The organism is Treponema socranskii subsp. buccale (assembly GCF_024181585.1).
In the GTDB taxonomy this organism is placed as follows: domain Bacteria; phylum Spirochaetota; class Spirochaetia; order Treponematales; family Treponemataceae; genus Treponema_D; species Treponema_D buccale.
Genome location: NZ_CP054258.1, coordinates 2,177,954 through 2,201,991, shown reverse-complemented (window position 1 = coordinate 2,201,991; position 24,038 = coordinate 2,177,954). Strand labels below are relative to the sequence as shown.

Here is a 24,038-nt window from a genome sequence, read left to right as displayed (position 1 = left end):
ATCATAGAGGAGGAAGCGATGAACGTTGTCGTTATAGGCGCTCAATGGGGTGACGAAGGGAAGGGGAAAATTGTCGATTTTCTCGCGCAGGACGCGAAGTACATCGTGCGCTTTGCAGGAGGTGCGAATGCCGGTCACACGATCGTCGTCGGCGGAAAAAAGTACGCGCTGCACCAAGTACCCTCGGGTATTTTATATCCCGATAAATCGGTATTCCTCGGTTCGGGTATGGTCATCGATCCGGAAGCGCTTTTTGCCGAGCTGCAGATGCTTACCGACAACGGCATTTCGTGGGAAGGCCGCGTATTCATCTCCGACCGCGCGCACATCGTTTTGCCCGCATACCGCAGGATTGACAAAGAGCGCGATGCGTCCCGCAAACGTCCGATCGGAACGACGGGGAGAGGTATCGGTACCGCGTATTCGCAAAAATCCGAACGCGACGGAATCAGGCTCGCCGATTTGGATTGGAAAGAAAAGACGGCGGATCTCGATGCCGAAGACAGAAAATTCATCGACACTTACGCTTCAAGGCTCATTGCCATGCGTGTCGATATCGCTTCGAAGCTGTGGGAGCACCGCAGCGAAAATATTTTATTTGAAGGAGCGCAGGGCGCGCTGCTCGATTTGGACAGCGGAACGTATCCGTACGTGAGTTCCGGCGCATCGTGTTCGGCAGGAGCGGCTTTGGGCTCGGGCATCGGCCCGCGTGCAATAGACAAAGTGTACGGCGTTTTTAAAGCCTATGAAACGCGCGTCGGAAACGGTCCGATGCCGACCGAGTTCAATAACGATACCGAAAGCGAGCTTTGCAATTACGTGCGTACGACCGGAAACGAATTCGGTGTAACGACCGGCAGGCCGCGAAGATGCGGTTATCTCGATTTGGTTGCGCTCCGCTACGCGTGCCGCGTCAATTCCATCGATTCGCTGGTTTTGACGCACCTCGATATCTATGACGAAATGGAATCGATTGAAGCCTGCATCGCATACGATATCGGCGGAAAGATCGTCACGGATTTTCCGGCCGGCATTCCCGCTTTGAATGCGGCGCGTCCTGTCCTCAAAAAATTCGACGGATGGAAAAGCGATCTGCGATCGTGCGCTTCATACGAAAAGATGCCGGCAAACGCAAAAGCGTATGTGGAATTTATCGAATCGTTTACCGAAACGCCTGTCGGAATCGTATCCGTCGGAGCGGACCGAAACGATACCTGCCTTCGCATACATCCGTGGGCAAAATGAAGGTTCCTCCGGGCTAAGAGAGGTGAAAACCCGTCTCTGAATCGTCTATAAATTTATTAAACTATCGATAGGCGGTGTTAAAACCTCCGGAAACGGATTTGAGTTTTCGGAGGCTTTTTTATTTTAGTACAAAGCTCACTACCCCGATATTTTGATTCTTGACATATACCCTATAGGGGTATTATATTGAATGTGAGCTTTTACGGGGGAATTATGGCAAAGGACGGTAAAAAAAAGGCGGTGTCGAAAAAGACGTGTATGCACTGCCAATACAAACACACGCCGCGCGAAGCTGCGTCGGTGCGTGCGCTTCATTCGCGCTTGAATCGGATTATCGGTCAGCTGAACGGTATCAAATCGATGCTCGACGAAAACCGCTACTGCGGAGACGTGCTTATCCAAGTTGCCGCTGCCGAAAGCGCGCTTCGCACCTTCGGCTATGTGATTTTGCGCGACCACTTGGAAAGCTGTGTTACGGAAGAGATAAAAAAGAACAATACGAAAATCATCGATGAAACGATGTCTTTAATAAAAGGGCTCAAATGACGAGGCGATATATATGACAAAATTTTCGGTAAGCGGTATGACGTGCGCTGCGTGCAGTGCCCATGTCGAAAAAGCGGTCGCTGCAGTTCCCGGCGTCGAAAGCGTTTCGGTAAGTCTTTTGACGAATTCGATGAACGTCGATTTCGCAGCCCCGGCAAGTGCCGAGGCGATCTGCGCTGCAGTCGATAAAGCGGGTTACAATGCTTCCCTCGATACGAAAGATGTGCGTTCGGCGGATGCGGCGTCCAAACGCGCTTCCTTCGAAGACACGGAAACGCCGCACCTCATAAAGCGCCTTATCGCGTCTCTCGTTTTGCTTGTGCCGCTTATGTATGTGTCAATGGGGCACATGATGTGGAAGTGGCCCGTTCCGCTCGCCGTCCACAACAATCCTGCATCGATCGCGCTCTATGAAATGCTGCTTGCGCTTTCCGTCATGCTTATCAACAGGCGATTTTTTACGAGCGGTTTTAAAAGCTTTGTACACGGAGCTCCGAATATGGACACGCTCGTTGCGCTCGGAAGCGGAGCTTCGTTCGCATACAGCACAACCGTTTTGTTTTTGATGACCTTTGCGATGGCTTCGGGCGATATGAAGAGCGCATATGCGTACCTGCACGATCTGTATTTCGAATCGTCGGCGATGATCCTTACGCTCATCACCGTCGGCAAAACGCTTGAATCCTACAGCAAAGGAAAAACGACGAATGCGATCAAATCGCTTATGGATTTGGCGCCGGAACAAGCGCACGTCATGCGCGATGGAAAGGAAGTAACGATTCCCGCGTCCGAAGTAAAAGTCGGCGACCTGTTTATCGTGCGGCCGGGAGAGCGCATTCCCGTAGACGGAACGGTGAGCGAAGGGGCGAGCGCGGTAAATGAGTCCGCTCTTACCGGAGAAAGCCTCCCCGTCGATAAAACGGAGGGAAGCTGCGTGAGTGCTGCGACATTGAATCAAAACGGATTTCTCACGTGCCGGGCGACCCGCGTCGGAAGCGACACTTCTTTAAGCAAAATTATCGATATGGTCGAAACCGCCGCCGCAACGAAAGCGCCCGCGGCAAAGCTTGCTGACAAAGTATCGGGCATCTTCGTCCCCGCCGTCATCGTTTTGGCGGTCGGTACGGGGATCGTGTGGCTCGCTGCGGGCGCGGAAGCAGGCTTTGCGCTCGCGCGGGCGGTGAGCGTGCTTGTCATCAGCTGCCCCTGTGCGTTAGGCCTTGCAACTCCCGTCGCGATCATGGTCGGAAGCGGACTCGGTGCAAAGCACGGTATCTTATTTAAAACGGCCGCCGCCCTCGAAGCCTGCGGAAAAACGGACGTCGTCGTACTCGACAAAACGGGGACGCTGACGGAGGGGAAGCCGCGCGTCACCGACATATATACCGACGAGAGCGAAGAAAAATTATTAAAAATTGCCGGAAGCCTCGAAGCGAAGAGCGAACACCCGCTTTCGCGCGCGGTGATGGAAGCCGTCGCCGAAAGGCGCATTGCCTACGAAACCGCAGACGATTTTACAGCTCTTCCGGGATTCGGTGTTCGCGGAACGGTCGCGGGCAAGAGCGCGTTCGGCGGGAATGCGGCGCTTATGGAAGAGCATCATGTACTTTCGGCAAGCTTAAAAGAAAGGGGCGAAGCCTTTGCCGAAGAGGGGAAGACGCCGCTCTATTTTGCCGAAGACGGAAAAGTGCTCGGTATCATAGCCGTAGCCGACGTTGCAAAATCCGACAGCGGTGAAGCGGTCCGCGCTCTGCACGATGAAGGCATTGCCGTCGTCATGCTCACTGGCGACAACCGCCGTACCGCGCGGGCGGTTGCAAAAACGGTCGGCATACGCTCGGTCGTGTCGGACGTGCTTCCCGACGGAAAAGACGAAGTTATTTCGCGTCTTCAAACATACGGACGCGTCGCAATGGTCGGCGACGGTATAAACGACGCTCCCGCTTTGACGCGGGCGGATATCGGTATCGCGATCGGAGCCGGAACCGATGTCGCCCTCGATGCGGCCGATGTCGTGCTTATGAAGTCGACGCTTTCGGATGTAAAAGCTGCGGTAAATCTGTCGCGCGGCGTTTTGACGAACATTAAAGAAAATCTTTTTTGGGCGTTTTGCTACAACGTCATCGGCATCCCCGTTGCAGCGGGAGCGCTGTTTCCCGCGTTCGGCATCGCGTTGAATCCGATGCTCGGCGCGGCGGCGATGAGTTTGTCGAGCTTTTGCGTCGTCACGAACGCGCTGCGCTTGAATCTCTTCGATATATACAAAAAACGAAAATCGAAAAAGAAGCCGGTCGAACTGCCGGACGAAGCGTTTACGGCGGACGGTAAAGCTGCAACTGCGCCTTCGCCTGCACCGGACGGCAAAGCGGCAAATACGTTTCCAGCCGCAGACGGCGCTGTAAACAAGGATATAACGGAGGAACCGAAAATGACAAAGACGATTACAATCGACGGAATGATGTGCGACCACTGCCGGCAACATGTCGAAAAAGCGCTTTCGGCGATCGACGGCGTGACGAAAGTAGCCGTAAGTTTAAAAGATAAAAACGCGGTCGTTACGCTTTCAAAAGATGTGGAAGAAAAAACGCTTTTCGATGCCGTAAGCGAAGCCGGCTATACGCCGCTCGGCGTCCGCTGACGAACAAGCGCTCGGCATACGTGTGTGACGGTGTACATTAAGTTGCATCCGTTGACGAGGGGCGGGACACCGTCGTGCAAGGGTGCGGGCGTGCCGTAAAATGGGGCAGGGCAATTGCCTCGGAAAATATATTCTCTAAAAAAACGTATACGCTCCGGTTGCCCGACACGGCGCAATGCGCTATGATAGCGTAAAGCATTTGGAGGCAATATGAAATTGGTACTTATTCGGCACGGTGAAAGCGAATGGAACAAATTGAATCTTTTTACCGGCTGGACGGATGTGGAATTGTCCGAAAAGGGGCAGGAAGAAGCGAAACAGGCCGGCCTGACTTTAAAGCAGGAAGGCTTCGATTTCGACATTTGCTATACGTCGTTTTTAAAACGCGCGATACACACGCTGAACTTTGCGCTCGCTTTGATGGATCGCGAATGGCTGCCCGTCATAAAAACGTGGAAGCTGAACGAACGACATTACGGCGCGCTGCAGGGAATGAACAAAGCCGAAACCGCCGAAAAATACGGCGAAGCTCAGGTAAAAATCTGGCGCCGCTCTTTCGACGTAACGCCGCCTGCTTTGACCGAAGACGACAAGCGCAGCCCCCGCTTGCAGGAAGCGTACCGCACGGTAAAAGACAAATCGGTGCTGCCCTTGACCGAAAGCCTTGCGACGACAATCGAACGCGCCGTTCCTTATTTTGAAAGCGAAATCAAACCGCGCATGCAAAGCGGAGAGCGCGTGCTCATCGTTGCGCACGGCAATTCGCTTCGCGCCCTCGTAAAATATTTTGAAAACCTGACGAAAGAAGAGATTTTGGAAGTGAACATCCCGACCGGCGTTCCCCTCGTATACGAATTCGACGACAACTTCAAAGTGATCGGGAAAAAATACCTCGGCGACGAAAAAGCGATCGCCGAAAAAATGGCGGGCGTCGCGAATCAGGGCAAAAAGAAATAACCGCACTTCAACGGAACGGCGGATTTTGAGAACCTGAGTTCTTAAAGGTATCCGATAAAACGCGCGAATTTTTTAACCTTGTCGTAATTGCATTGACGCGCTTGCCGGCCGCTTGCACAGAAATCCGAAAATTAATAATACGGGCGTCTCCCGCCGCACTTCGTGCGGCGGGCTGCGTCTTTCAGGGTTCCGCTTCCGCGGCTTTCCAAAAACTTCAGTTTTTGGAAAGTTTCTTTGATTTACTATGCGATGTTTAAAATTAGGTCATTATACTGTAAGGACTTAATTTTAAACTCGACGGGCTGTCGAAAAAGTAACCGACTTTTGAGACAGCCCGGCCTTCGGCGCCCTTGCCGCCGCTGACGCACGGCGGCGCGAAGCGCCGCCTATACAAAAAGCCCGCACGTGTTGCGGGCTTTTTAATCGTAACGGATTAAAACTGCAGCACTCGGTGCTTACTTCCACTCGACATCGAAGGAAAGTTCCATATCGCCCCAACCAGCTTCTTTTAAAAAACCGACCCAGTCCCAAATATAGGCTGAAATAACGATTGTCATTGTAGATTTTTTCCCGTATTTCAATTCATCCATCTTTACGGATTTTATTTTCCATTTCCCGTCGTTATCCTTATAGGATTGCAGTGAATTTCCCGTTAGCTTCCATGAATCGCTTACGGTATCGTACGTGATGGTAAACAGAGGCTTTTCATGTTTTATAATAACATCGTCCGAATTTCCTGCCAAAGGATCGACTTCCCAAATATCGGCGCTTATGATAAGTGAATGACCGTTTTCTTTCTGGTTTTCTATTTCATGCAAATAATTACCGGACAATTCTTTTTTTGCACCGACATCTATAGACAATTTATTACCCTTGTTTGTTGCAAACGTATACCAGTCTTCGCTGTTATAGCGCGCTTTAAGCTCATATTTAAATTCCGCTTGTGAGGTACTACCATTGAATGGATAATCACCGTAGACATCTTTTACTGAAATATTTTTAAGTAGTATATTCGATATGTTAATCGCAGGTTTTTTTGCATCACCCACAAAACCGATATACGGAGACTTTCCGGTAAAAGCTGGATCATAGTTACCACTCCCTAAATTTCCCTTATATGTATCATTCAAATGAAAAACGCCGTCTTCGCTTACATAACCGGCAGGATCGTATTGATAGAAGCGGTATTTTTTTTCTCCCGGTCCGGCGGAGTGCGTATCTACTGCAGCCCATTTTGTCGGCACTTGATTGCCGAGTACGCTTTTAAATTCGATAGGTTTTGCAAACGCAAATACCAATTTTGCATACGTGTCGACGGCAACAAGGTAATTATCCAATCCGACGATTCCGCCGCCTTTTCCCGTAAATCGGTAAAATATAAAGCGTTTCATAAGCGCTTCTTTTTGACCGGTCGGTTTGCCGTCTTCACCGTATACGTCGTATGTTTCGGATGTATACAGATTAAAGGGATTTTTACCGCAATAGCGGTAATATGTTATAGAAGATATGGAATTTCCGCCGGCGGAAGCGCTTTCGTTACCGCCGTATTTTTCACGTTCGGGATTTTTATTTTCGGGAGCGCTTTCCCATGTTACGGTACCGCCGTATTTAGGTTCGGGAACATTGCTTGCTGAAAAATTGCTGCCGAATTTCCAATTGTCGAATTTCGATGTCGCAAATGTACCGAACGGAAAGCCGTCCGAAACGTTTAATTTTGCGGCTAATTGATCGTGAACGGTTGTAGCGTTATTCGGTTCGACAAGTTTACCGTCAGGCAGGATAACCGAAAACATACTGACAGTTCCCGGTTCCAGAGGATCAGGCTCCGAAGGAATAGGCGTATCCCCGTTTCCCGGATCTTCCGGTTCGTTTCCGCCCTCATTCCCTGCGGAACGGTTTTGCTGTTGTATATAGTAGCTTTGCAAAAACGGCGAGGGGCAGGATGTAATTATCAAGCAGACGAAGACAAGTGCCGCACTCAGTTTGTATATGTTTAGGGGTTTCATAATCGCTCTCATTAAAATTTATAGTTTAAACGCAAGACCGAGGTTTACGCCGAAGTCGAGTGAATTGAGCCAATAATCCGGAAACGGCTGTGTAATATCGCCTCCGTTGGCGGCTGCAAGATCGGCAAGTGTTTTCGGTGCGGTCAAATATTTCGGCTGATAGAGATTGAATCTTGTATACCAGCCGAATACGATATCCGTCGTTTGCATGAGCGAAATATTGTATTCGATTACGGTTGCAGCGGAAAACATAAACGGATTCATCTTTTTCATCATATCTTCGGTGACGATGATATGCCCGACTTCGGTCTTTATGACGCCGTTACTTGAATACACCAAATACTCCGGACTGAAATCGGTTATGAGACGGCTTCCGAGCGAGGCTCCGAGTGCGAGTCTGTTATGAAAAAAATATGCTTTTGCAATTACACCGAAATTGACGACAGGCGTAAAATTGACGATCATAAAAGTATCGAATGTGTTTCCGGATACGACTGCCGATACTTTTTGCGATGTGTTCCCTTGCCCCATGCCTATATATGCGAAGACGCCGAGAGCGCTGAACGGGTGCCCCTTCGAAAGGCCGAAAAAACGGTTCGAATCGAAAACATAACCGCCTTCAACTTCGCCGCTTATAAGCAAACCGCTTGTCATGCCTGTCATTTTTACGGCATCTTTATTGAATTGTTTTAGACTCTCATCGGAAATGCTCGGCAAAGACAAGCTCCCGCCGAAACCGGCGTGAAGATACAAGAGCGGTCCGCCTTGAAACGCCGCCGCCGGAAAAATCGAAAAAACCAGTATGAGTATGTATAGTAATTTTATCTTTTTCATAACTATGAATGATACAATATGATGTACATATCTGCAAGTGTCTTTTCGATTTGTATAGTCCTTCCTTGCACCTGCGCCGCGCGCGCTCCGCGGTTCAACTCCCAATCGTCTTGTTATTATATATTATTCTGTCAATAAGTAGCTTCATCGCAAATTTTATGTTTTAGCGGCTGGGGGGAGTTGAAGCGTTCCTCTCGCGGACTTCCTGTCCGCTCCTTCCACGCCGTCTCCGTGCGCTGTCGGCGGCCTCCTGCCGCCTTTTCGGCGCACCTGCGCCGCGCGCGCTCCGCGGTTCAACTCCCAATCGTCTTGTTATTATATATTATTCTGTCAATGAGTAGCTTTATCGCAAATTTTATGTTTCAGCGGCTGGGGGGAGTTGAAGCGTTCCTCTCGCGGACTTCCTGTCCGCTCCTTCCACGCCGTCTTCGTGCGCTGTCGGCGGCTTCCTGCCGCCTTTTCGGCGCACCTGCGCCGCGCGCGCTCCGCGGTTCAACTCCCAATCGTCTTATTATTATATATTATTCTGTCAATGAGTAGCTTCATCGCAAATTTTATGTTTTAGCGGCTGGGGGGAGTTGAACCCCTACACCAAGCTTGGGAAGCTCGTATACTACCGCTATATTACAGCCGCGTCGGTATAAAACCATCATAGCTGAAAAACGAAGGGAATGCAAGCATGTACTGCCGCACGCACTGCCGCTTGCAGTTCCGGCGGTGCGGAAATTGGTGCGGAAATTGGGCTTATCGTTTGCCGCCCTCCTTTCATACACGAGGGTATTCTGTTATACTGTTTTTTATGAAAGCAATACCGCCTTATACGGTGCTCTATGCGGACGAGGATATCGTCGTGCTGAATAAAAAAAGCGGCCTGCTCATCGCGGCGGACAGGTACGATGAAACGGCTCCGCGGCTCGATATCGAAGCGGAAAGCGAATTCGGAAAGCTTTTTGCCGTACACCGCATCGACAAAGATACGTCGGGCGCGATTGCGTATGCGCGCAATGAAAAAGCGCACCGTTCTCTTTCGCTTCAGTTCGAACACAGAGAAGTTGAAAAAATCTATCACTGCCTCGTGTACGGACGACCCTTGTGGGAAACGCTGCATGCAGATGAAGCGCTTCTTCCGGACGGAGACGCAAAGCACCGTACCGTCGTGAATAAAAAAAGCGGCAAATACTCCGTCACCGATTTTCGTCTTATCGGTGTCTGCGGTCAATACGCATGGATTGAAGCTGTTCCGAAAACGGGACGTACGCATCAGATTCGAGCGCATTTGGCGGCACACGGATTATACATCGTCTGCGATCCGCTGTACGGAGGCAACCGTAAGCCGGTGCGCTTGAGCGATTTCAAAAAAAAATGGAACGGCGATGCCTTTGAAGAGCGCCCTCTTTTAGCCCGTCTCGCGCTGCACGCGTACAAATTAACAATTGCGCATCCGGCAACGGACGAACGCATGACGTTTTGCGCACCCTATCCGAAAGATATGGATGCAACGCGCAAACAGCTTGCAAAACTGTATAAGGTCGATCCCCTTGCCGTTTAATCGTCGTACAATAAAATTATTTATTATTATTTTTATGTTTGCACGGATTACGCAAAACCTTGCCGCAAGAGATTGGTGTATTTCCGTTACGCCGATTTTTTCGGTCGGTTTCGGCACGATAGGGGAGTATGTTTACATCAAAGATGTTTCCGGCACGAACAAAAAAATAAGCGAACTTGATTGGGATGTAAAGCCTTCTTTGCAGTACGGCGGCCGCGTCGGCGTCTCATGGAAAGCGCTTGCAGTCAGCGGATTCGCGTTCGGCGCCGTTCCGATGCGATCGGGCGCTATGAAAGATTCCGATTGGGATGAAAACGGCATAAAAAATATTTTTTCGGTACACGAAAATGCCCTCGCGTCTTCATATTCGTTCGGCGGCCGCATCGCATATACGTTTAAGCCGCTCGATTTTTTTTCGATCAGTCCTTTTATCGGAACGGATTATGTATATATTTCGATGGAAGCTCGAAACGGCCGCGCGTGGGACGGAAGAGATGCGGGCGTTTCGTGGGATGATCCTGCCGCAAAGCAATACAAGACGATGGGTATCGATTATATGAGGGAAGAAGTCTGTACGCATACCGGCATTTCTTTCGATGTTAAAATTAATAAATTTTTATTCGCGCTTTCGATCGCCCTATCGCCTTATACGTATATGCAGTCGCTCGACCGGCATCACGGCAGAGGTTATTATATCGATATTATGCACGGATGGTTTTCCGTGTATCGATTCGGTACCGAAGCCGCTTATATTTTTAATAAAAATATTTCGCTTTCGCTTGCTCTCTCATGGACATTTACACGGATTATAAAGGGTGCAACATATCATTCGTCTCGCACATCCGGTCCTTGGTACAAAATAGACGATACCGAAGGCGGCGCTTCGCGCAGTACGGCGGAGATTTCGATCGGCTGCACTTATCGATTGAATTTTTGAATTCGGACGGCTCCTTTTTTTATGCGCACCGACAAAATGCGGCGCCTTGCCTGATCTTCAACGATGTACGCCGTCGTCCCGTCGATATACGCTTCGCCTGCCGACGGCAGGTAACCGAACTTTTCGAGCAGCCAGCCGCCGAGCGTATTGAAATCTTCCGATTCCAAATCGAGCTTCAGAATCGCATTTACATCGTCGAGCCTCATATCACCGGGCACGATGTATTCCGATTTTCCGACGAGCGTAATCCGTGCTTCGGGCGCTATATCGGATGTCGGATTCTCATCGGTCATGCGGCCGAATACGACGCGCATCACATCGTCCGTCGTAACGATGCCTGCGGTGCAGCCCTGTTCGTCGAGCACGACGGAAAAATCGGTGTGCGCTTTTTTGAAATCTTCGAGCATTTCAAGGGCGGTAAAAGTTTCGGGAACGAAGAGCGCCCTCGACATTTTCCGGCGGATAAAATCGCTCCGCTTCGTTTCTTTTTCGGAACTGAAGAGCACCGATTTGTATCCGAGCACGCCGATGATCGCATCGGGTGTGTGTTCGAAAACGGGAATGCGCGAACAGCCGGTCGTCAAAAAGATATCGGCGACGCGTTCATAATCGCTGTCGACGGAAACGGTATTTACGAGCGAGCGGTGCTTCATGATATCGTGGACGCGCAGATCGCTGAATTGAAATACTTTTGTCAGCATTTTGCTTTCGCCTTCTTCGAGCGTTCCTTCGCGCTCGGCGACTGCAATCATCATTTTGATGTCTTCTTCCGTCACATCCTCTCCGTCGTCTTTCCAAAATCTTCCGACGATGAACGAAGTGCCGCGTGAAATTCGAGAAAAAACCCACACGATCGGAAAAAATATTTTTTCAAGCGCGCGCAAAAGCGGTGCAAAACGCAGCGCCGCCGCGTCCGGATGCAAAACGGCGGCCGTCTTCGGGATGATTTCGCCGAAAATCGTTACGAGAGAAGTGATAACGATCGTCGCAATGCCGACGCCGCTCGAACCGACGATCGAAACGGCAAGCGCGGTCGCAAGGGACGCGGCGAAAGTATTGAAAAAATTGATTCCGACGAGCACGAGCGTCAATAAGGTATCCATATCGCTTCGAAGTGCAAGCGCGGTTTTCGCACAGCGTTTTTTAGCCTGTACGAGTTCTCGCAGTTTTATTTTCGAAAGGGAAAGATACGCCGTTTCCGACGCCGCAAAAAATCCGATAAGCGCGACGAGTACGATTAAAATTATTAATATGAAAACGGTATTCATATCATTCATCTCCGTCGTCGCCCGCGATACGTCGGACGCGAATTTTATTAATTCTTCGATCTTTTATCGAAAGCACGGTAAAGCGCCGGTTCCCGTATTCGATACTGTCGCCTGCGTGCGGCATGTCGCCCAGTCTTTCGGTGATCCATCCGCCGAGGGTTTCGTTTATGTCCGACGAAAACGGTACGTGAAGTAAATCCTGCGCTTCGCTCAGCAGCATATCGCCGCCGGTGACGAAGTCGGACGTGTCTTCGATTTTTACCGGCGGCAGATGTCCGCTTTCCGGTGTATTCGAATCGGTTATACCGAAAATTTCGCGGGCGATGTCGCTCTGCGTAATGATACCGTCGGTGCCCGAATATTCGTCGACGACGATTGCAAGGGACTGCCGGTTTTCGCGGAGCACTTGCTGAACGGACGACATCTTTTTTGTGCCGAGGATAAAAATCGGTTCGTGCATGACGCTTCGCACGGAAAACGTATTCGTCTTTCCTTTATACGCGAGCAAATCTTTTATGTAGACGACGCCGATGATATCGTCGATGTCTTTGCGATAAACGGGAAAGCGCGAAAAGCGCGAGCGCTCGGCTTTTTCGATGATATTGCGCCAGCTTGCGTCGACGGATACGGCGACGATTTTCGTACGCGGTATCATGACGGCACGCGCTTCCAAATCGGTGAATTTGAAAACGCGGTTCATGATGACGTTTTCGTCTTTTTCGAGCGCACCGCTTTCCGCTCCGACGGCGATAAAGGTTTTGATCTCTTCTTCGGTATACGACCGATCGGGCTTTTTCGTGCTGACGCCGGCCAAGTGCAGCACCGCATGAGCGACGGCGGTAAAGGCGAGCGAAATCGGTTTGAAAATAAAGACGGTGACGGAAACGAATTTCGAAAGCGCGTACGCGAACACGTCGGGGTGCCGCGTCGAAACCGCTTTCGGCGTTATCTCGCCGAAAATCAATAAAAGAACGGTTGTCGTAAACGTTGCGATGCCGACGCCGTTTTTTCCGAAGAGCGCGATTGCGGCGGCGGTAAGGATCGCGGAAAGGAGTATGTTGACGAGATCGTTTGCGACGAGGAGCGAATTGATAAGCACGTCTTTTTTTTCGAGGAGCTTTGCCGCCCGAAGCGCTTTTTTATCTCCGCTTTTTCGCTTTATGCGGAGACGGAGTTTGTTCATGCCGAGGAACGAACTTTCGGAAATAGAAAAGAGTGCGGACAGCGTTATTAAAACGGCAGCTGCGGCGACAAGTAAAACGACGGTTACCGGATTATCGGGAGGTTCGTTTTCCATAATTTATCGCTGCTTTCCGTCGCCGGAAGTTCGTTCGATCTCTTCCTTTAAGGCGACAAGCATTTTGGCTATACGCGGCGCATATTCGCTTTCGGGATCGGCGTCGTAGGCTTTTTGAAAATAATCGAAGACGGCTTTATAATCGGTACTGCCGGTCGTTGTCAACAATTCGCCCGCATAATAATACGCATGCTGCCGATCGCGTCCGTCCAGCCGCTTGTCTTCTGCGGCCGAAATGAGCGCTTGAATCGCGGAATCGAAATCGCGCCGCATATAAAATGTCGATGCATCGAAAACGGCCGTGAGCAAAAGGTATTTTCCGACAAGCCCCGTTTCATCATTCGGATCGAGGGACGGGATCGTACGGAAAAGATCGGCCAAAAGCAGGCGCCGCGTATCGTCCGTCGCTTCCGAAAGCGCATCGATCGCGCGCGCTTTTTCAACACCGGACGCCGCACGCACCGCATCAACCAATGTATTGATTGTATCGAGATCGGCCGTTTTGCTTTCGATGAGCTTTATATACGCTTCGGGAGTAAGGTCTTCATCGGAAGTTTCGACCTTTGCCGCACAGTAGCCTTCTTTCGTTGCAAGAAAAACGGAAGGGATGGAATCGACGTTATAGAGAGAGGCGACGTAGCCCATGTAGTCGATTTTCCGCTGCCTCTCTTCCGCCTCTTTTTTTTGTTTTTCGCTTTGCTCTTCATCATCGTCGGAAGGGGCGGCCGAAAAATCCAAATTGACGAGAATAAAGCGCTTCGAAAAATCGGACACGAATTTTTTCGTGTTGAACACTTTTTCTTTGAGTGTCCGGCTCTCCTCGTCGTTGTCATCCACGGAAAAAAGGATGAGGAGATTTTTATTTTTTTTCTGCGCGGCTTTTTTTGCCTCATCGTAATCGACGTACCAGCCGTTTTTGACGACTTTTGCGGAAGCGGAGCAGCCGGTAAAAAACACTGCGATTGCCGCAGCGCCGATGATTGCTTTAATCGTTTTGTGAAACATCATACACCTCGTAGTATCGGCAGTTTCCGGAAATTTCAATTTTCAAGAGCGCCGATTATTAATTATTAAAATATCGTACTCCCGCCGCAAAGATATTTTGGCAGGAAGTTTCATATTCGTTTGTAAGCGGATCGCCTGCGACGTTTTTGATAAGGTCGCGCGAAGCGCCTCCTCCGTCGATGCCGATCGTGCGCTCGCTGTGTCCCATTTTGCCGAGCACGCGGCCGTCGGGACTCGTAAGCCCTTCGATTGCAAAGAGAGAGCCGTTCGGATTGTCCGGCTCGGTTACGGCGGGTACACCGAGAGCATCGACGTATTGCGAAAACACCTGTCCCGAAGCGAAAAGCTGTTCCGCAAGAGAGGCGTCGACAACGATGCGGCCTTCCCCGTGTGAAACGGGAATCAAGTGCACCCGCTCGTCGATAACCGTCGCATCGAACGCCCACGGACTCAATGCGCTCACCGTGCGCGTGCGGGCGATGCGCGAAATGTGACGTCCGACGGTATTGAACGTGAGCGTCGGCATATCGGCGGTCATCGTGCGGATTTCACCGAAAGGCACGAGCCCCGTTTTGATGAGGGCTTGAAAACCGTTGCAGATGCCGAGGATGAGACCGTCCCGCTTTTTAATAAGCTGCATCACTTGCTCGGCGATGCGACCTTCGCGCAAAACGTTCGCGATGAATTTACCTGAACCGTCGGGCTCGTCTCCTCCGGAAAATCCTCCGGCAAGCGCTAAAATCTGTGCGCCTTTCAATTCCCGCTCAAGCATTTCGAGCGAGTCTTCGAGGGCTAGGGGAGTATTGTTTGCAAAGACTACGATCTTCGTTTCGGCTCCTGCGACGGCGAACGCGCGCGCCATATCGTATTCGCAGTTCGTTCCCGGAAAAACGGGGATGAGTACGCGCACTTTTTTTGTCGGAGCGGCAAAGCTTTTTTTGCCGAGCGAAACACAGCTCCTCAAATCGGCAAGCGAAGGATGTGCTGCAAGCGCAAAGGAGGGAAGCGCAGGCGGAGCGGAGCTTTCGGATACGGGAGGGAATACTTCGGAGAGTTTCGATTCCCACGCTTTTTCGGCATCCGAAAGCGAAATCTTCGTGTGCGGAATTCCCGCATGTTCGTCTTCGACGACGATTTCACTTTCGGCTATCGTCTCGCCGATTTTAACAATCGTACCGGAAACAAAACCCGCTTTATCGATTTCGCTTTCCGTTTCGGGTGCAGCTTCCAAGATGATCGAACCGTACTGCGGCGTAAAGAGATCGAACGAAGACGCTTTCGCACCCGGTATGTGCGCCCTCGTAAACGAAAGCGGCACGGCATCGATGCGTCCTCCGATACCGTTTCCCATCATCATCTTCGTAAGAGCTTCCGCGATGCCGCCAGAACCGACGGGATACATCGCGCGTATGGCGCCGGATGCGTTCAAGCGATAGAGGATTGCGGCATTTTGCATAAATGCGGTGAAATCGGGAGCAAGGAGCGGCGAATAGGGAGTGCCGACGAAATAGATCGCGCTCCCCGATTTTTTAAACGAACCGCTCGTCACTCGCTCAGCTTTATCGTGCGTTACGGCGAACGACACGAGCGTGTGCGGAACGTTTATATTTTCGAAGGTACCGCTCATACTGTCTTTTCCGCCGATCGACGCACAGCCCGTCTTCTTTTGCGCGTCGAGCGCGCCGAGCAAAGCCGCCGCAGGATAGCCCCACGTCTTTTCATCGACGGCGCGGCCGAAGTATTCTTGAAACGACAGGCGGCACGAAGCGGCGTTTCCGCCGATGCACACGATCTTTGCAAGAGAGGAAAGCACCGCCGTTTGGGCGCCGTGCCATGCGCTCCATTCGCCGACGAAGGGATCGAAGCCGAAAGACATCATGCTCGCCGTCGAGGTTTCACGCGGAGAGGCGACGGGAATTTTTGCCGCCATAGCCGCTTCGGGCGTACGCTGATATTTTCCGCCGAACGGAAACAAAACGGTTGCAGCTCCGATGGAACCGTCGAAGCGTTCGGAAAGGCCGCGTTCGGAACAGCAGGCCAAATCGTTTATATTTGCAAGCCATGCATCCGAAAGCGATGAGGACAATTTTTTTGAAACGGTTTCGAGCGGGCGGACAAGCGGCGACGTTTCGGGCAGCGCGGGGTTTTCAATGTACGCACGCGCTTTGTGAGGAGCGCCGGCAGCGTCGAGAAAGTCGCGGGAAAGATCGACGATCGTTTTGCCCCGCCATTTCATGACGAGACGATTCGTGCCGGTCACCTTTGCGACGACGACCGCACGGAGATTTTCCTTCGCCGCAAGGTCGATAAAAGCGCGCGCATCTTTTTCGCGTACGACGACCGCCATGCGTTCCTGCGATTCGGAAATCGCAAGCTCGGTACCGTTTAAGCCGTCGTATTTTTTCGGCACCGCATCGAGGTCGATGTCGAGCCCCGCCGCCAATTCTCCGACCGCGACGGACACGCCGCCTGCGCCGAAGTCGTTCGAACGGCGTATCATCAAGCTCACTTTTTTATTGCGGAAAAGTCGCTGTATCTTTCGTTCTTCGACGGCGTTGCCTTTTTGCACTTCCGCACCCGCGCTCGTCACCGATTCTTTGGTGTGCACTTTTGACGAACCCGTAGCCCCTCCGATGCCGTCGCGTCCCGTACCGCCGCCGAGCAAAATGACGACATCGCCCGCTTCCGGTCTTTCGCGGATAACGGAGTTTGCGGGAGAAGCCGCGATGACCGCCCCGCATTCCATGCGCTTTGCCCCATAACCCGGATGATACAATTCCGCGACTTGTCCCGTCGCAAGCCCTATTTGATTACCGTACGAAGAAAATCCCTGAGCCGCTTCCCTGCACAGCTTCATCTGCGGAAGTTTTCCGGGAATCGTTTCGGAAATCGGTACGGTCGGATCGGCAGCTCCCGTTACGCGGAGCGCTTGGTATACCCACGCTCTTCCCGAAAGCGGATCGCGGATCGCCCCTCCGATACATGTCGCAGCTCCTCCGAAAGGTTCGATCTCCGTCGGATGATTGTGCGTTTCGTTTTTAAATAACAGCAGCCATTTTTCCGTTTCGCCCGGAGAATCGGGAGAGAGCGGTTTGCCGTCTTTGTCCGTCGTATAATGCACGTCGATAAATAGCGAACAGGCATTGTTTTCTTCGGAGGCTTCCATATCGTCGAGTTTGCCGTGCTTCCGCAAATACTTTGCACCGATGACCGCCATGTCCATGAGCGTCACGGGTTTTTCCGCTTTTCCGTACACGTCGACGCGCATATCGGTATAGGTTTTAAGCGACGAAGCGAAAAGCGGAGCATAGGCGCCGTCTTCGATTTTAATGTCCGTCAATTCCGTAAGGAATGTCGTATGCCGGCAGTGATCCGACCAATACGTATCGAGTACGCGGATTTCAGTTTCCGTCGGATCTCGTCCTTCCTTTTTAAAATAATCCTGCATGAATTCGACGTCGGCCGCATCCATTGCAAGCGCCATGCGCTTTCGAAGAGAGGTGAGCTCGCTTTTATCCATGCCGATAAATCCCGCAACGGACGGAATGTCTGAGGGGGGAGCCGCTTTCAATTCGAGCGTGTCGGGGACGGCGTCTCCTGCAAGACGGGAATCGACGGGATTGATAAGATAGCTTTGAATGCGCTCGATGCCGTGCGCGCTCACCTCGCCTGAAAGGAGGACGACCTTTGCGCATCGCACACGGGGCGGCTTCGTACCGCGGCTTTTTTCGGGAAGGCTTTCGCGCAGGAGCAAAAGACACTGTTCTGCGGAATCGGAGCGTTGATCGTATTGACCGGGGAGGTATTCCCACGCGATCGCCGTTTCACACGGACGCAGCGGCAGCGTATCGAAAATACATTCGTCGCTTTGCGGCTCGGAAAAAATTCGATGCGCCGCCTCTTTCACTTCTTCGTCGGAAATATTTTCGACGTCGTAGCGATTCAAGTACCGAACGCCCGTAACGGACGGAATCCTCAAAAAATGAACGATGTCCGATTTGATTCTTTCGGCTTCATTTTGAAAACCCCGCTTTCTTTCCACATACAAACGGAACATTGTTACAGTATAAACGATTTGCGAGATTTCGAACAGGGCGCTATGCAAAGCTGCAAAAAATCAGTGCAGCACGGTGCCGACAAAATTCCGCGCGCCGTTTATAAAGGAGGAAGCATCGAGCGCTTTTTTTCCCTGCCGCTGCAGTTCCGTTACGGCGATGATGCCGCTTCCCGTTTGAACGAGGATACCCCGCTTTTTATCGAAGGAAAGCACGGTGCCCGGAACTTGGGACGAAGCGGCGGTATCGCCTGGAACAAGGGCGCACTCGGAATCAAGCGGTTCTGCGTTTTCGGGAGCTGCATCGTTTTCCGAAACGGTATTTTTTTTCGATCGGCAGGCTTCCGTTGCGAGCGGATTTTCGCCTTCGTAAATGCGGGCGGATAGAATTTTCAGCGGAGAGCCGTTTTCTTCCGTCCACGCTCCGGGCTCCGGAAAATACGCGCGGATTTTCGCATCGATTTCCGCGGCGCTTTTCATCCAATCGATACGGCAATCGTCCTTTGCAATGATCTTCGTATACGAGGCTTTTCCCGTCTGCTTTTTTCCTTCGGGAAGCTTACCGTTCGAAGCGCATTCTTCGAGCAGTTTTTTAATAATTTCGGCTCCGCGAGATGCACAGTGATCGAGCAGAGAGAAAGAAGTTTCGGTGCCGTCGAGTTCGACGATCTCTTGGGCAAGGATATCGCCTTCGTCCATTGCAAGCGAAATCGTCTGTACGGTGACGGCCGTTTTTGTATCGCGGTTCAGGATCGCTGCGTTTACGGGAGCAGGCCCCCGGTATTTCGGAAGCAGAGAGGGATGCAGGTTGATGCCGCCGTGAGGAAAGAGCGAAAGAAATTTCGGACCGAATATGTGACCGTAGGCAAAGCACACGAGGATGTCGGGCCGGATACCGGCGATTTCTTCGCGCGAAGCGGCATTCAAATGTTCGGGCGTAAAAAGCGGAATGCCGCGCTCTTCGGCAAAACGCGCGACCGGAGTCGATACGGGCGTTTTATGCCTTCCCTGCGCGCTCGGCGGATTTGACAAAACGCCTGCAATTTCATAACCGTCCGCGCCGTCAAAAAGCAGCGAAAGCGTTTTTGCGGACGCTTCGGGACTTCCCGCATACAGCACTCGAATCATCGCTCGTTCCTTTTTTAATTATTAATTGATAAAACTTCTTTGAACTGCGGCATCGCAAAAAATATCGATTTTCGAAAATGCCGCAGCCGCACGCGTTTTTCGCAACGAAGAGCTTCGCTCCGACGTTTCAAGCGAGCGCACACGTATACCCGCGATTTTTACAACCGGCCGATTACAAAGCGCTTATGAACCGCTCGCGGATTTTTTCGCTTCTTTTGCGGCTATCTTCGCGGCAATGCGGCTCTTTTTCAATTCTTTTTCCGCGCGCCGCTTTGCAGCCTTTTCTTCGCGCTGCTTAAACTGCTCTTTTGTCTTTTCGGCAAATTCGGGATCCCCCCTGTCGATAAACAAAATGCCGTCCAAGTGATCCGTTTCGTGCTGGATGATCCGCGCGAGCAGACCGTCAGCTTCAAGCGTAAACGGCTTTCCGTTTTCATCGAGCGCCTGCACCGTAACGCGCACGGGACGGCGTATGGTTTCATACACGCCCGGTATCGACAGACAACCTTCTTCGTAATCGCCGACTTCTTCCGACGTCGAAACGATCTGCGGGTTTATAAAAACACGCTTTACGTCGTCGTCGGCGACGGCGACAAAGAGACGCAGTTTTTTTCCGACTTGAGGAGCCGCAAGTCCGACGCCGTTCGCATCGATCATCGCTTCAAACATGTCGCCGATGAGCGTTTTAATTTCATCCGTCACTTTTTCGATCGGCACCGCTTTTTCGCGCAGCACTTCTTCTCCGAGTTTATAAATCCGTATCACATCGCACTCCGGAAATCGATATATCGTCGAGTTCGTCGTAAGCACGGCATCATTCGCTGCCGCTTTCCGAACTCACCATTCGATCAATTAAGCTTAATTTCGAGTTTTTAAAAATTCGAAATTTTCCATCCGCTTTGCTCACCATTTGATAAATTATTAATTTTTCAAACGCAGACGGGCGGCTCTCGCGTGAGCGGCAAGCCCTTCGGCGTCTCCCAAACAGGCGGCCGCTTCGGCGCACCTTTTCATTCCTTCTCTTCCTTTTTCGCACCTCAGCGTCGTCACCGTCTTTAAAAAAGTGCGCACGCTCAAGCCGCCGGTAAAACGCGCCGAGCCCGACGTCGGCAGTGTGTGATTCAGCCCCGCAGCATAATCGCCGAACACTTCGGCCGCATAGTGACCGATAAAAAGCGAGCCGTAATTGTGAACGAGACAGGCGAGCTTATCGCATTCGCTCCCTTCGGAAACGGCAAGCTCCAAATGTTCGGGCGCTTTCCGGTTTGCAAGTTCCGCCGCTTCTTCGAGCGAGCCGGTGATGATGATCCTCCCGCACGAGGAGATGCTTGCTTCGGCCGTCGTCCTTGTCGGAAGAGATGCAAGCTGCGCTTCGATTTCGGCTGCGACACGTTCGGCGAGCTTTCCGTCGGGCGTCGCGAGGACGGGCTGCGCGACCGGATCGTGTTCCGCCTGCGCAAGCAAATCCGCCGCAAGCCACGCGGGATCCGCCGAGCTGTCGGCAATGATAAACACTTCCGTAGGACCTGCAAGCATATCGATGCCGACCGTACCGTAGACTTCTTTTTTTGCGGCCGCGACGAATGTATTGCCCGGGCCGACGATGACATCGACTGCCGGAATCGATTCCGTACCGAAAGCCATCGCGGCGACCGCTTGGGAGCCGCCGCATGCGAACACCGTTTTTACGCCGCAGATAAAAGCCGCCGCCATAATGCCCTCGTCCGCATAAGGCGCTCCTCCGACAAAAGGCTTGCCCGCTTTTCCCGTACCCGACCGTTCCGCTTCACGCATATCGTTCGGATGAACGCGGGGCGGTGTGCAAATCACAAGATTTTTTACACCCGCCGCAAGAGCGGGAGAAGCCGTCATAACGACCGTCGAAACGAGCGGAAACCTTCCGGCCGGAATATAAGCGCCGGCGTTCTCTACGGGAATCGTCTTTTGCCCCGTAAACACACCCGGCTCAAGTTCGACTTCAAAATCGGAAAACGATTCCTTTTGCTTTTTTGCAAAACGCAGCGCCGAATCGAAAGAATACGAAAGCGCATCGTAGAGGGCAATCCGTTCACGCTTGAGCTTTTCCGCCGCCGCTCGCAATTCGTCCTCCGGCAATAAAAAAGATGCGGGAGATGCCGTGTCGAATTTTTTCGCGTAATCGCGGAGCGCCGCGTCTCCCCGTTTTTTTACATCGGCGATAACCGCTCTCACCGTTTCCGCCGAACCGGAAAAACTGCGCGGCGCAAAAAATTCTTTTTCGACTTCAGATGCGTATTGAATCCTGATCATGATAAAATCAGTATAGCAAAAAAAATAATATTATGCACGCTCGTTCGTTCCGATTCGGTTTTATCAAATAGAAACATTATGCGATATATGTTATACTATGGTAACGATCTATAAAATTATTTTTAAAGATATAGTATGGAGGATACGATTATGTCTACTGCAAAAAAAATACGGCTCGGCATAGCGTTTGCCGCCCTTGCAATACTCGCAGGATGCGGCGGCCCCGACGAATCCGGTTCGCCGCAACAAGGCGGCGGCTCAACGCCTACGCAAATAACGATAACCGTTGCTGGGGATGAACACGTTACGCTTAAAGCGGAAAAAACGTTTACGGCGGACAAGGGCAAAACCTGGCACCAGTTGAAAGCCGCAGCGGAAGATAAAATTGACGGCTATGCTCCGAGCTACGGATTTGATACATGGAAACTTACCGGTGCTTCAGGCGCTCCTTTACTTGACGACTATGTTTTTAATACAAACGAAACCGTTTTTGTTGTGTCAAAACAAACGGTTGTGCCCCCGCCGCCTAAAGTAACGATAACGGTTAAGGGTGATGAGAACGTCGAATTGATTTCTACCGCACCCGATTTTCCCACGTTTGAAGTGGAAAAGGGCAAAAGATGGGATGAAATTGAGTCGCTCGCAAAAACTAAAATTAAAAAATATAAAGATAACTATAAATTTAAAGAATGGCGCCTTACGGATGCTTCAGGTACGCCTTTGAATAATAGCTATACGACTCCGTTTGATAATAATGAAACTGTTTTTGTTGTGTCTGAGCCTGTAATGATAACGCTCACTATTACCGGAGATCACGTCGATATAGATCCTCCTGCTTCCATTACGGTTCAAAAGGGAAAAACATGGGGCGAGGTTAAGGATCTGGCAAAAGGTCTGCTCCGTTATCACACAAATTATGAATTTAAACAATGGAGAAGAAATGGCCCAAGCGGTGCGGTATTGTCAGCGGACAATCTTCCTTTAGGAAGCAATATGACAATATATGCGGAAGCAAAACAGAAAAATGTCACCATCACGATAAAAAGCGACGATCATGTTCAGCTGGCAGCAGATCCTAAAATTACAAAGCCGTATGGTGTAACGTGGGGAGCAATAAAAAACGAAGCAAAGAAAAAAATAACCGGTTACGATACGGGGTTCGTATTTGCCTCATGGAAAAAAGGGAGTACGGACGGAGTCGAATTGGCAAACAGTGATGAATTTGAGGAAGATACGGATGTCTATGCAATAACGCAAGCCGTTCCGGTTTCCGTCGGTGTAAAAGTGCCTGCGGCAACTATTACCGGGCAAAATGCTGCTTATGCACTGCCTAAGAAAAACGATTCGGATACCCTCTGGCGGGGTGTGTTCCCTAATGGTCGCACAGTCAATTTAAGCGAATATACAATCGGAAAATATGAAGTGACAGTCGAACTATGGAAACCGGTATACGAGTGGGCAAAAGAAAACGGCTATACATTCGAATATGATGATGAAGAAAAACACTATAACGATGCTAAGCAACCAATGACGGATATGAGTTGGCGTGACTGTATAACGTGGTGCAACGCATACACCGAAATGAAATTCGGAAGTACAGAGCAATGCGTATACCGCAAAGATTCTGAAACCGGTGCTGCCGTAAAAGATGCAAATACCGAAGCCGATGATGCTTATTGCAATCTTGCAAAAAAAGGCTATCGGCTGCCTACCGAAGCCGAATGGGAATATGCCGCGCGTTATCAAAACAACAACACCAATGCCGAACAATACGGCGCAGTCTATCTAACCAAATTGGATTCGGCAAGCGGTGCAATAAAACCTATCGGCTTTAAGGGTATGACAGGGTCCCCAGACTACTTTGCCGACTTACGCAAGGAAATGGCACGGGTTGCGGTTTTCAACAAATATTACAACGGTACGACGTTTGTAGAACAGTCTCCGGCTGTAACCGGCTTAGCAGATGTCGGAACCAAAGACGCGAATGCGCTCGGTATTTTCGATATGAGCGGCAACGCATTAGAGTGGTGTTGGGATAAGTACTCCGCAACAGTATCTTCCGGTACGGTAACGAATCCGCAAAGCGCTTCTTTATCAACGACAACTAAACGTGTTTTGCGCGGCGGTAACTGGTCGAAAGATAAAGCAGATGCCGTATATGAATGCATGGTTGGTAAACGGGAGTATGACACTGCAAGTGCGGACGATCCCCTTATAGGCTTTCGCTTAGTGTGGAAAGAATAGCCGTGACCGTAAGGGGGCAGTTTGTCTCTCTACGGCGAGCT

Annotated in this window: 16 protein-coding genes and 1 tRNA gene; 7 read left to right on the top strand and 10 right to left on the bottom strand. The window is 51.0% G+C overall.

Annotated features, from left to right (window positions below; genetic code table 11):
• Window positions 1–18: 18 nt before the first annotated feature.
• The 4 genes from purA to gpmA all read left to right on the top strand — a co-directional run bounded on the left by purA (window position 19) and on the right by gpmA (window position 5,386).
• Window positions 19–1,245, top strand: a complete 1,227-nt coding sequence (gene purA / locus HRI97_RS09940; protein ID WP_253725291.1) for an adenylosuccinate synthase — start codon at window positions 19–21, stop codon at window positions 1,243–1,245.
• 213 nt (window positions 1,246–1,458) lie between these two features.
• Window positions 1,459–1,791: a metal-sensing transcriptional repressor gene (locus HRI97_RS09935; RefSeq protein WP_180486758.1), complete on the top strand. Its 333-nt coding sequence runs from the start codon at window positions 1,459–1,461 to the stop codon at window positions 1,789–1,791.
• A 13-nt stretch (window positions 1,792–1,804) separates the two neighbouring features.
• Complete coding sequence (locus HRI97_RS09930) at window positions 1,805–4,429, top strand: heavy metal translocating P-type ATPase (RefSeq protein WP_253725290.1); 2,625 nt, start codon at window positions 1,805–1,807, stop codon at window positions 4,427–4,429.
• 210 nt (window positions 4,430–4,639) lie between these two features.
• Window positions 4,640–5,386, top strand: a complete 747-nt coding sequence (gene gpmA / locus HRI97_RS09925) for a 2,3-diphosphoglycerate-dependent phosphoglycerate mutase (protein WP_253725289.1) — start codon at window positions 4,640–4,642, stop codon at window positions 5,384–5,386.
• Between the two features lie 455 nt (window positions 5,387–5,841).
• Here the strand turns inward: gpmA and HRI97_RS09920 are convergent, their stop codons facing one another.
• The 3 genes from HRI97_RS09920 to HRI97_RS09910 all read right to left on the bottom strand — a co-directional run bounded on the left by HRI97_RS09920 (window position 5,842) and on the right by HRI97_RS09910 (window position 8,860).
• Window positions 5,842–7,392, bottom strand: coding sequence for a hypothetical protein (locus HRI97_RS09920; RefSeq protein ID WP_253725288.1), 1,551 nt, complete (start codon window positions 7,390–7,392; stop codon window positions 5,842–5,844).
• Window positions 7,393–7,410: 18 nt separating this feature from the next.
• Window positions 7,411–8,226, bottom strand: coding sequence for a hypothetical protein (locus tag HRI97_RS09915; RefSeq protein WP_253725287.1), 816 nt, complete (start codon window positions 8,224–8,226; stop codon window positions 7,411–7,413).
• A gap of 563 nt (window positions 8,227–8,789) precedes the next feature.
• Window positions 8,790–8,860, bottom strand: a tRNA-Gly gene (locus HRI97_RS09910).
• 165 nt (window positions 8,861–9,025) lie between these two features.
• On the opposite strand from HRI97_RS09910, the gene HRI97_RS09905 reads away from it, so the two are divergent.
• Both HRI97_RS09905 and HRI97_RS09900 read left to right on the top strand, forming a co-directional pair.
• Window positions 9,026–9,775 carry an RluA family pseudouridine synthase gene (locus tag HRI97_RS09905; RefSeq protein ID WP_253725286.1) on the top strand — a complete coding sequence of 250 codons (750 nt, stop codon included), beginning with the start codon at window positions 9,026–9,028 and terminating at the stop codon, window positions 9,773–9,775.
• 34 nt (window positions 9,776–9,809) lie between these two features.
• Entirely contained in the window at window positions 9,810–10,712 is a 903-nt protein-coding gene (locus HRI97_RS09900; RefSeq protein WP_253725285.1) for an omptin family outer membrane protease, read from the top strand.
• On the opposite strand, the gene HRI97_RS09895 is transcribed toward HRI97_RS09900, so the two are convergent.
• The 7 genes from HRI97_RS09895 to hisD all read right to left on the bottom strand — a co-directional run bounded on the left by HRI97_RS09895 (window position 10,694) and on the right by hisD (window position 21,753).
• Window positions 10,694–11,980 carry a hemolysin family protein gene (locus HRI97_RS09895; RefSeq protein WP_253725284.1) on the bottom strand — a complete coding sequence of 429 codons (1,287 nt, stop codon included), beginning with the start codon at window positions 11,978–11,980 and terminating at the stop codon, window positions 10,694–10,696. The genes HRI97_RS09900 and HRI97_RS09895 overlap by 19 nt on opposite strands.
• Window position 11,981: 1 nt before the next feature.
• Complete coding sequence (locus HRI97_RS09890; RefSeq protein WP_253725283.1) at window positions 11,982–13,277, bottom strand: hemolysin family protein; 1,296 nt, start codon at window positions 13,275–13,277, stop codon at window positions 11,982–11,984.
• 3 nt (window positions 13,278–13,280) lie between these two features.
• Entirely contained in the window at window positions 13,281–14,285 is a 1,005-nt protein-coding gene (locus tag HRI97_RS09885) for a thioredoxin family protein (protein WP_253725282.1), read from the bottom strand.
• Window positions 14,286–14,340: 55 nt separating this feature from the next.
• Entirely contained in the window at window positions 14,341–18,339 is a 3,999-nt protein-coding gene (locus tag HRI97_RS09880; RefSeq protein ID WP_253725281.1) for a phosphoribosylformylglycinamidine synthase, read from the bottom strand.
• 60 nt (window positions 18,340–18,399) lie between these two features.
• Window positions 18,400–19,464 carry a methionyl-tRNA formyltransferase gene (gene fmt, locus HRI97_RS09875; protein WP_253725280.1) on the bottom strand — a complete coding sequence of 355 codons (1,065 nt, stop codon included), beginning with the start codon at window positions 19,462–19,464 and terminating at the stop codon, window positions 18,400–18,402.
• A gap of 183 nt (window positions 19,465–19,647) precedes the next feature.
• The gene (gene def, locus HRI97_RS09870; RefSeq protein ID WP_180487674.1) at window positions 19,648–20,226 is read right to left on the bottom strand and encodes a peptide deformylase; all 579 of its coding nucleotides are present in this window, start codon (window positions 20,224–20,226) and stop codon (window positions 19,648–19,650) included.
• A 159-nt stretch (window positions 20,227–20,385) separates the two neighbouring features.
• The gene (gene hisD / locus HRI97_RS09865; RefSeq protein WP_253725279.1) at window positions 20,386–21,753 is read right to left on the bottom strand and encodes a histidinol dehydrogenase; all 1,368 of its coding nucleotides are present in this window, start codon (window positions 21,751–21,753) and stop codon (window positions 20,386–20,388) included.
• 135 nt (window positions 21,754–21,888) lie between these two features.
• On the opposite strand from hisD, the gene HRI97_RS09860 reads away from it, so the two are divergent.
• Complete coding sequence (locus tag HRI97_RS09860) at window positions 21,889–23,997, top strand: formylglycine-generating enzyme family protein (protein WP_253725278.1); 2,109 nt, start codon at window positions 21,889–21,891, stop codon at window positions 23,995–23,997.
• The last annotated feature ends 41 nt before the right edge of the window (window positions 23,998–24,038 follow it).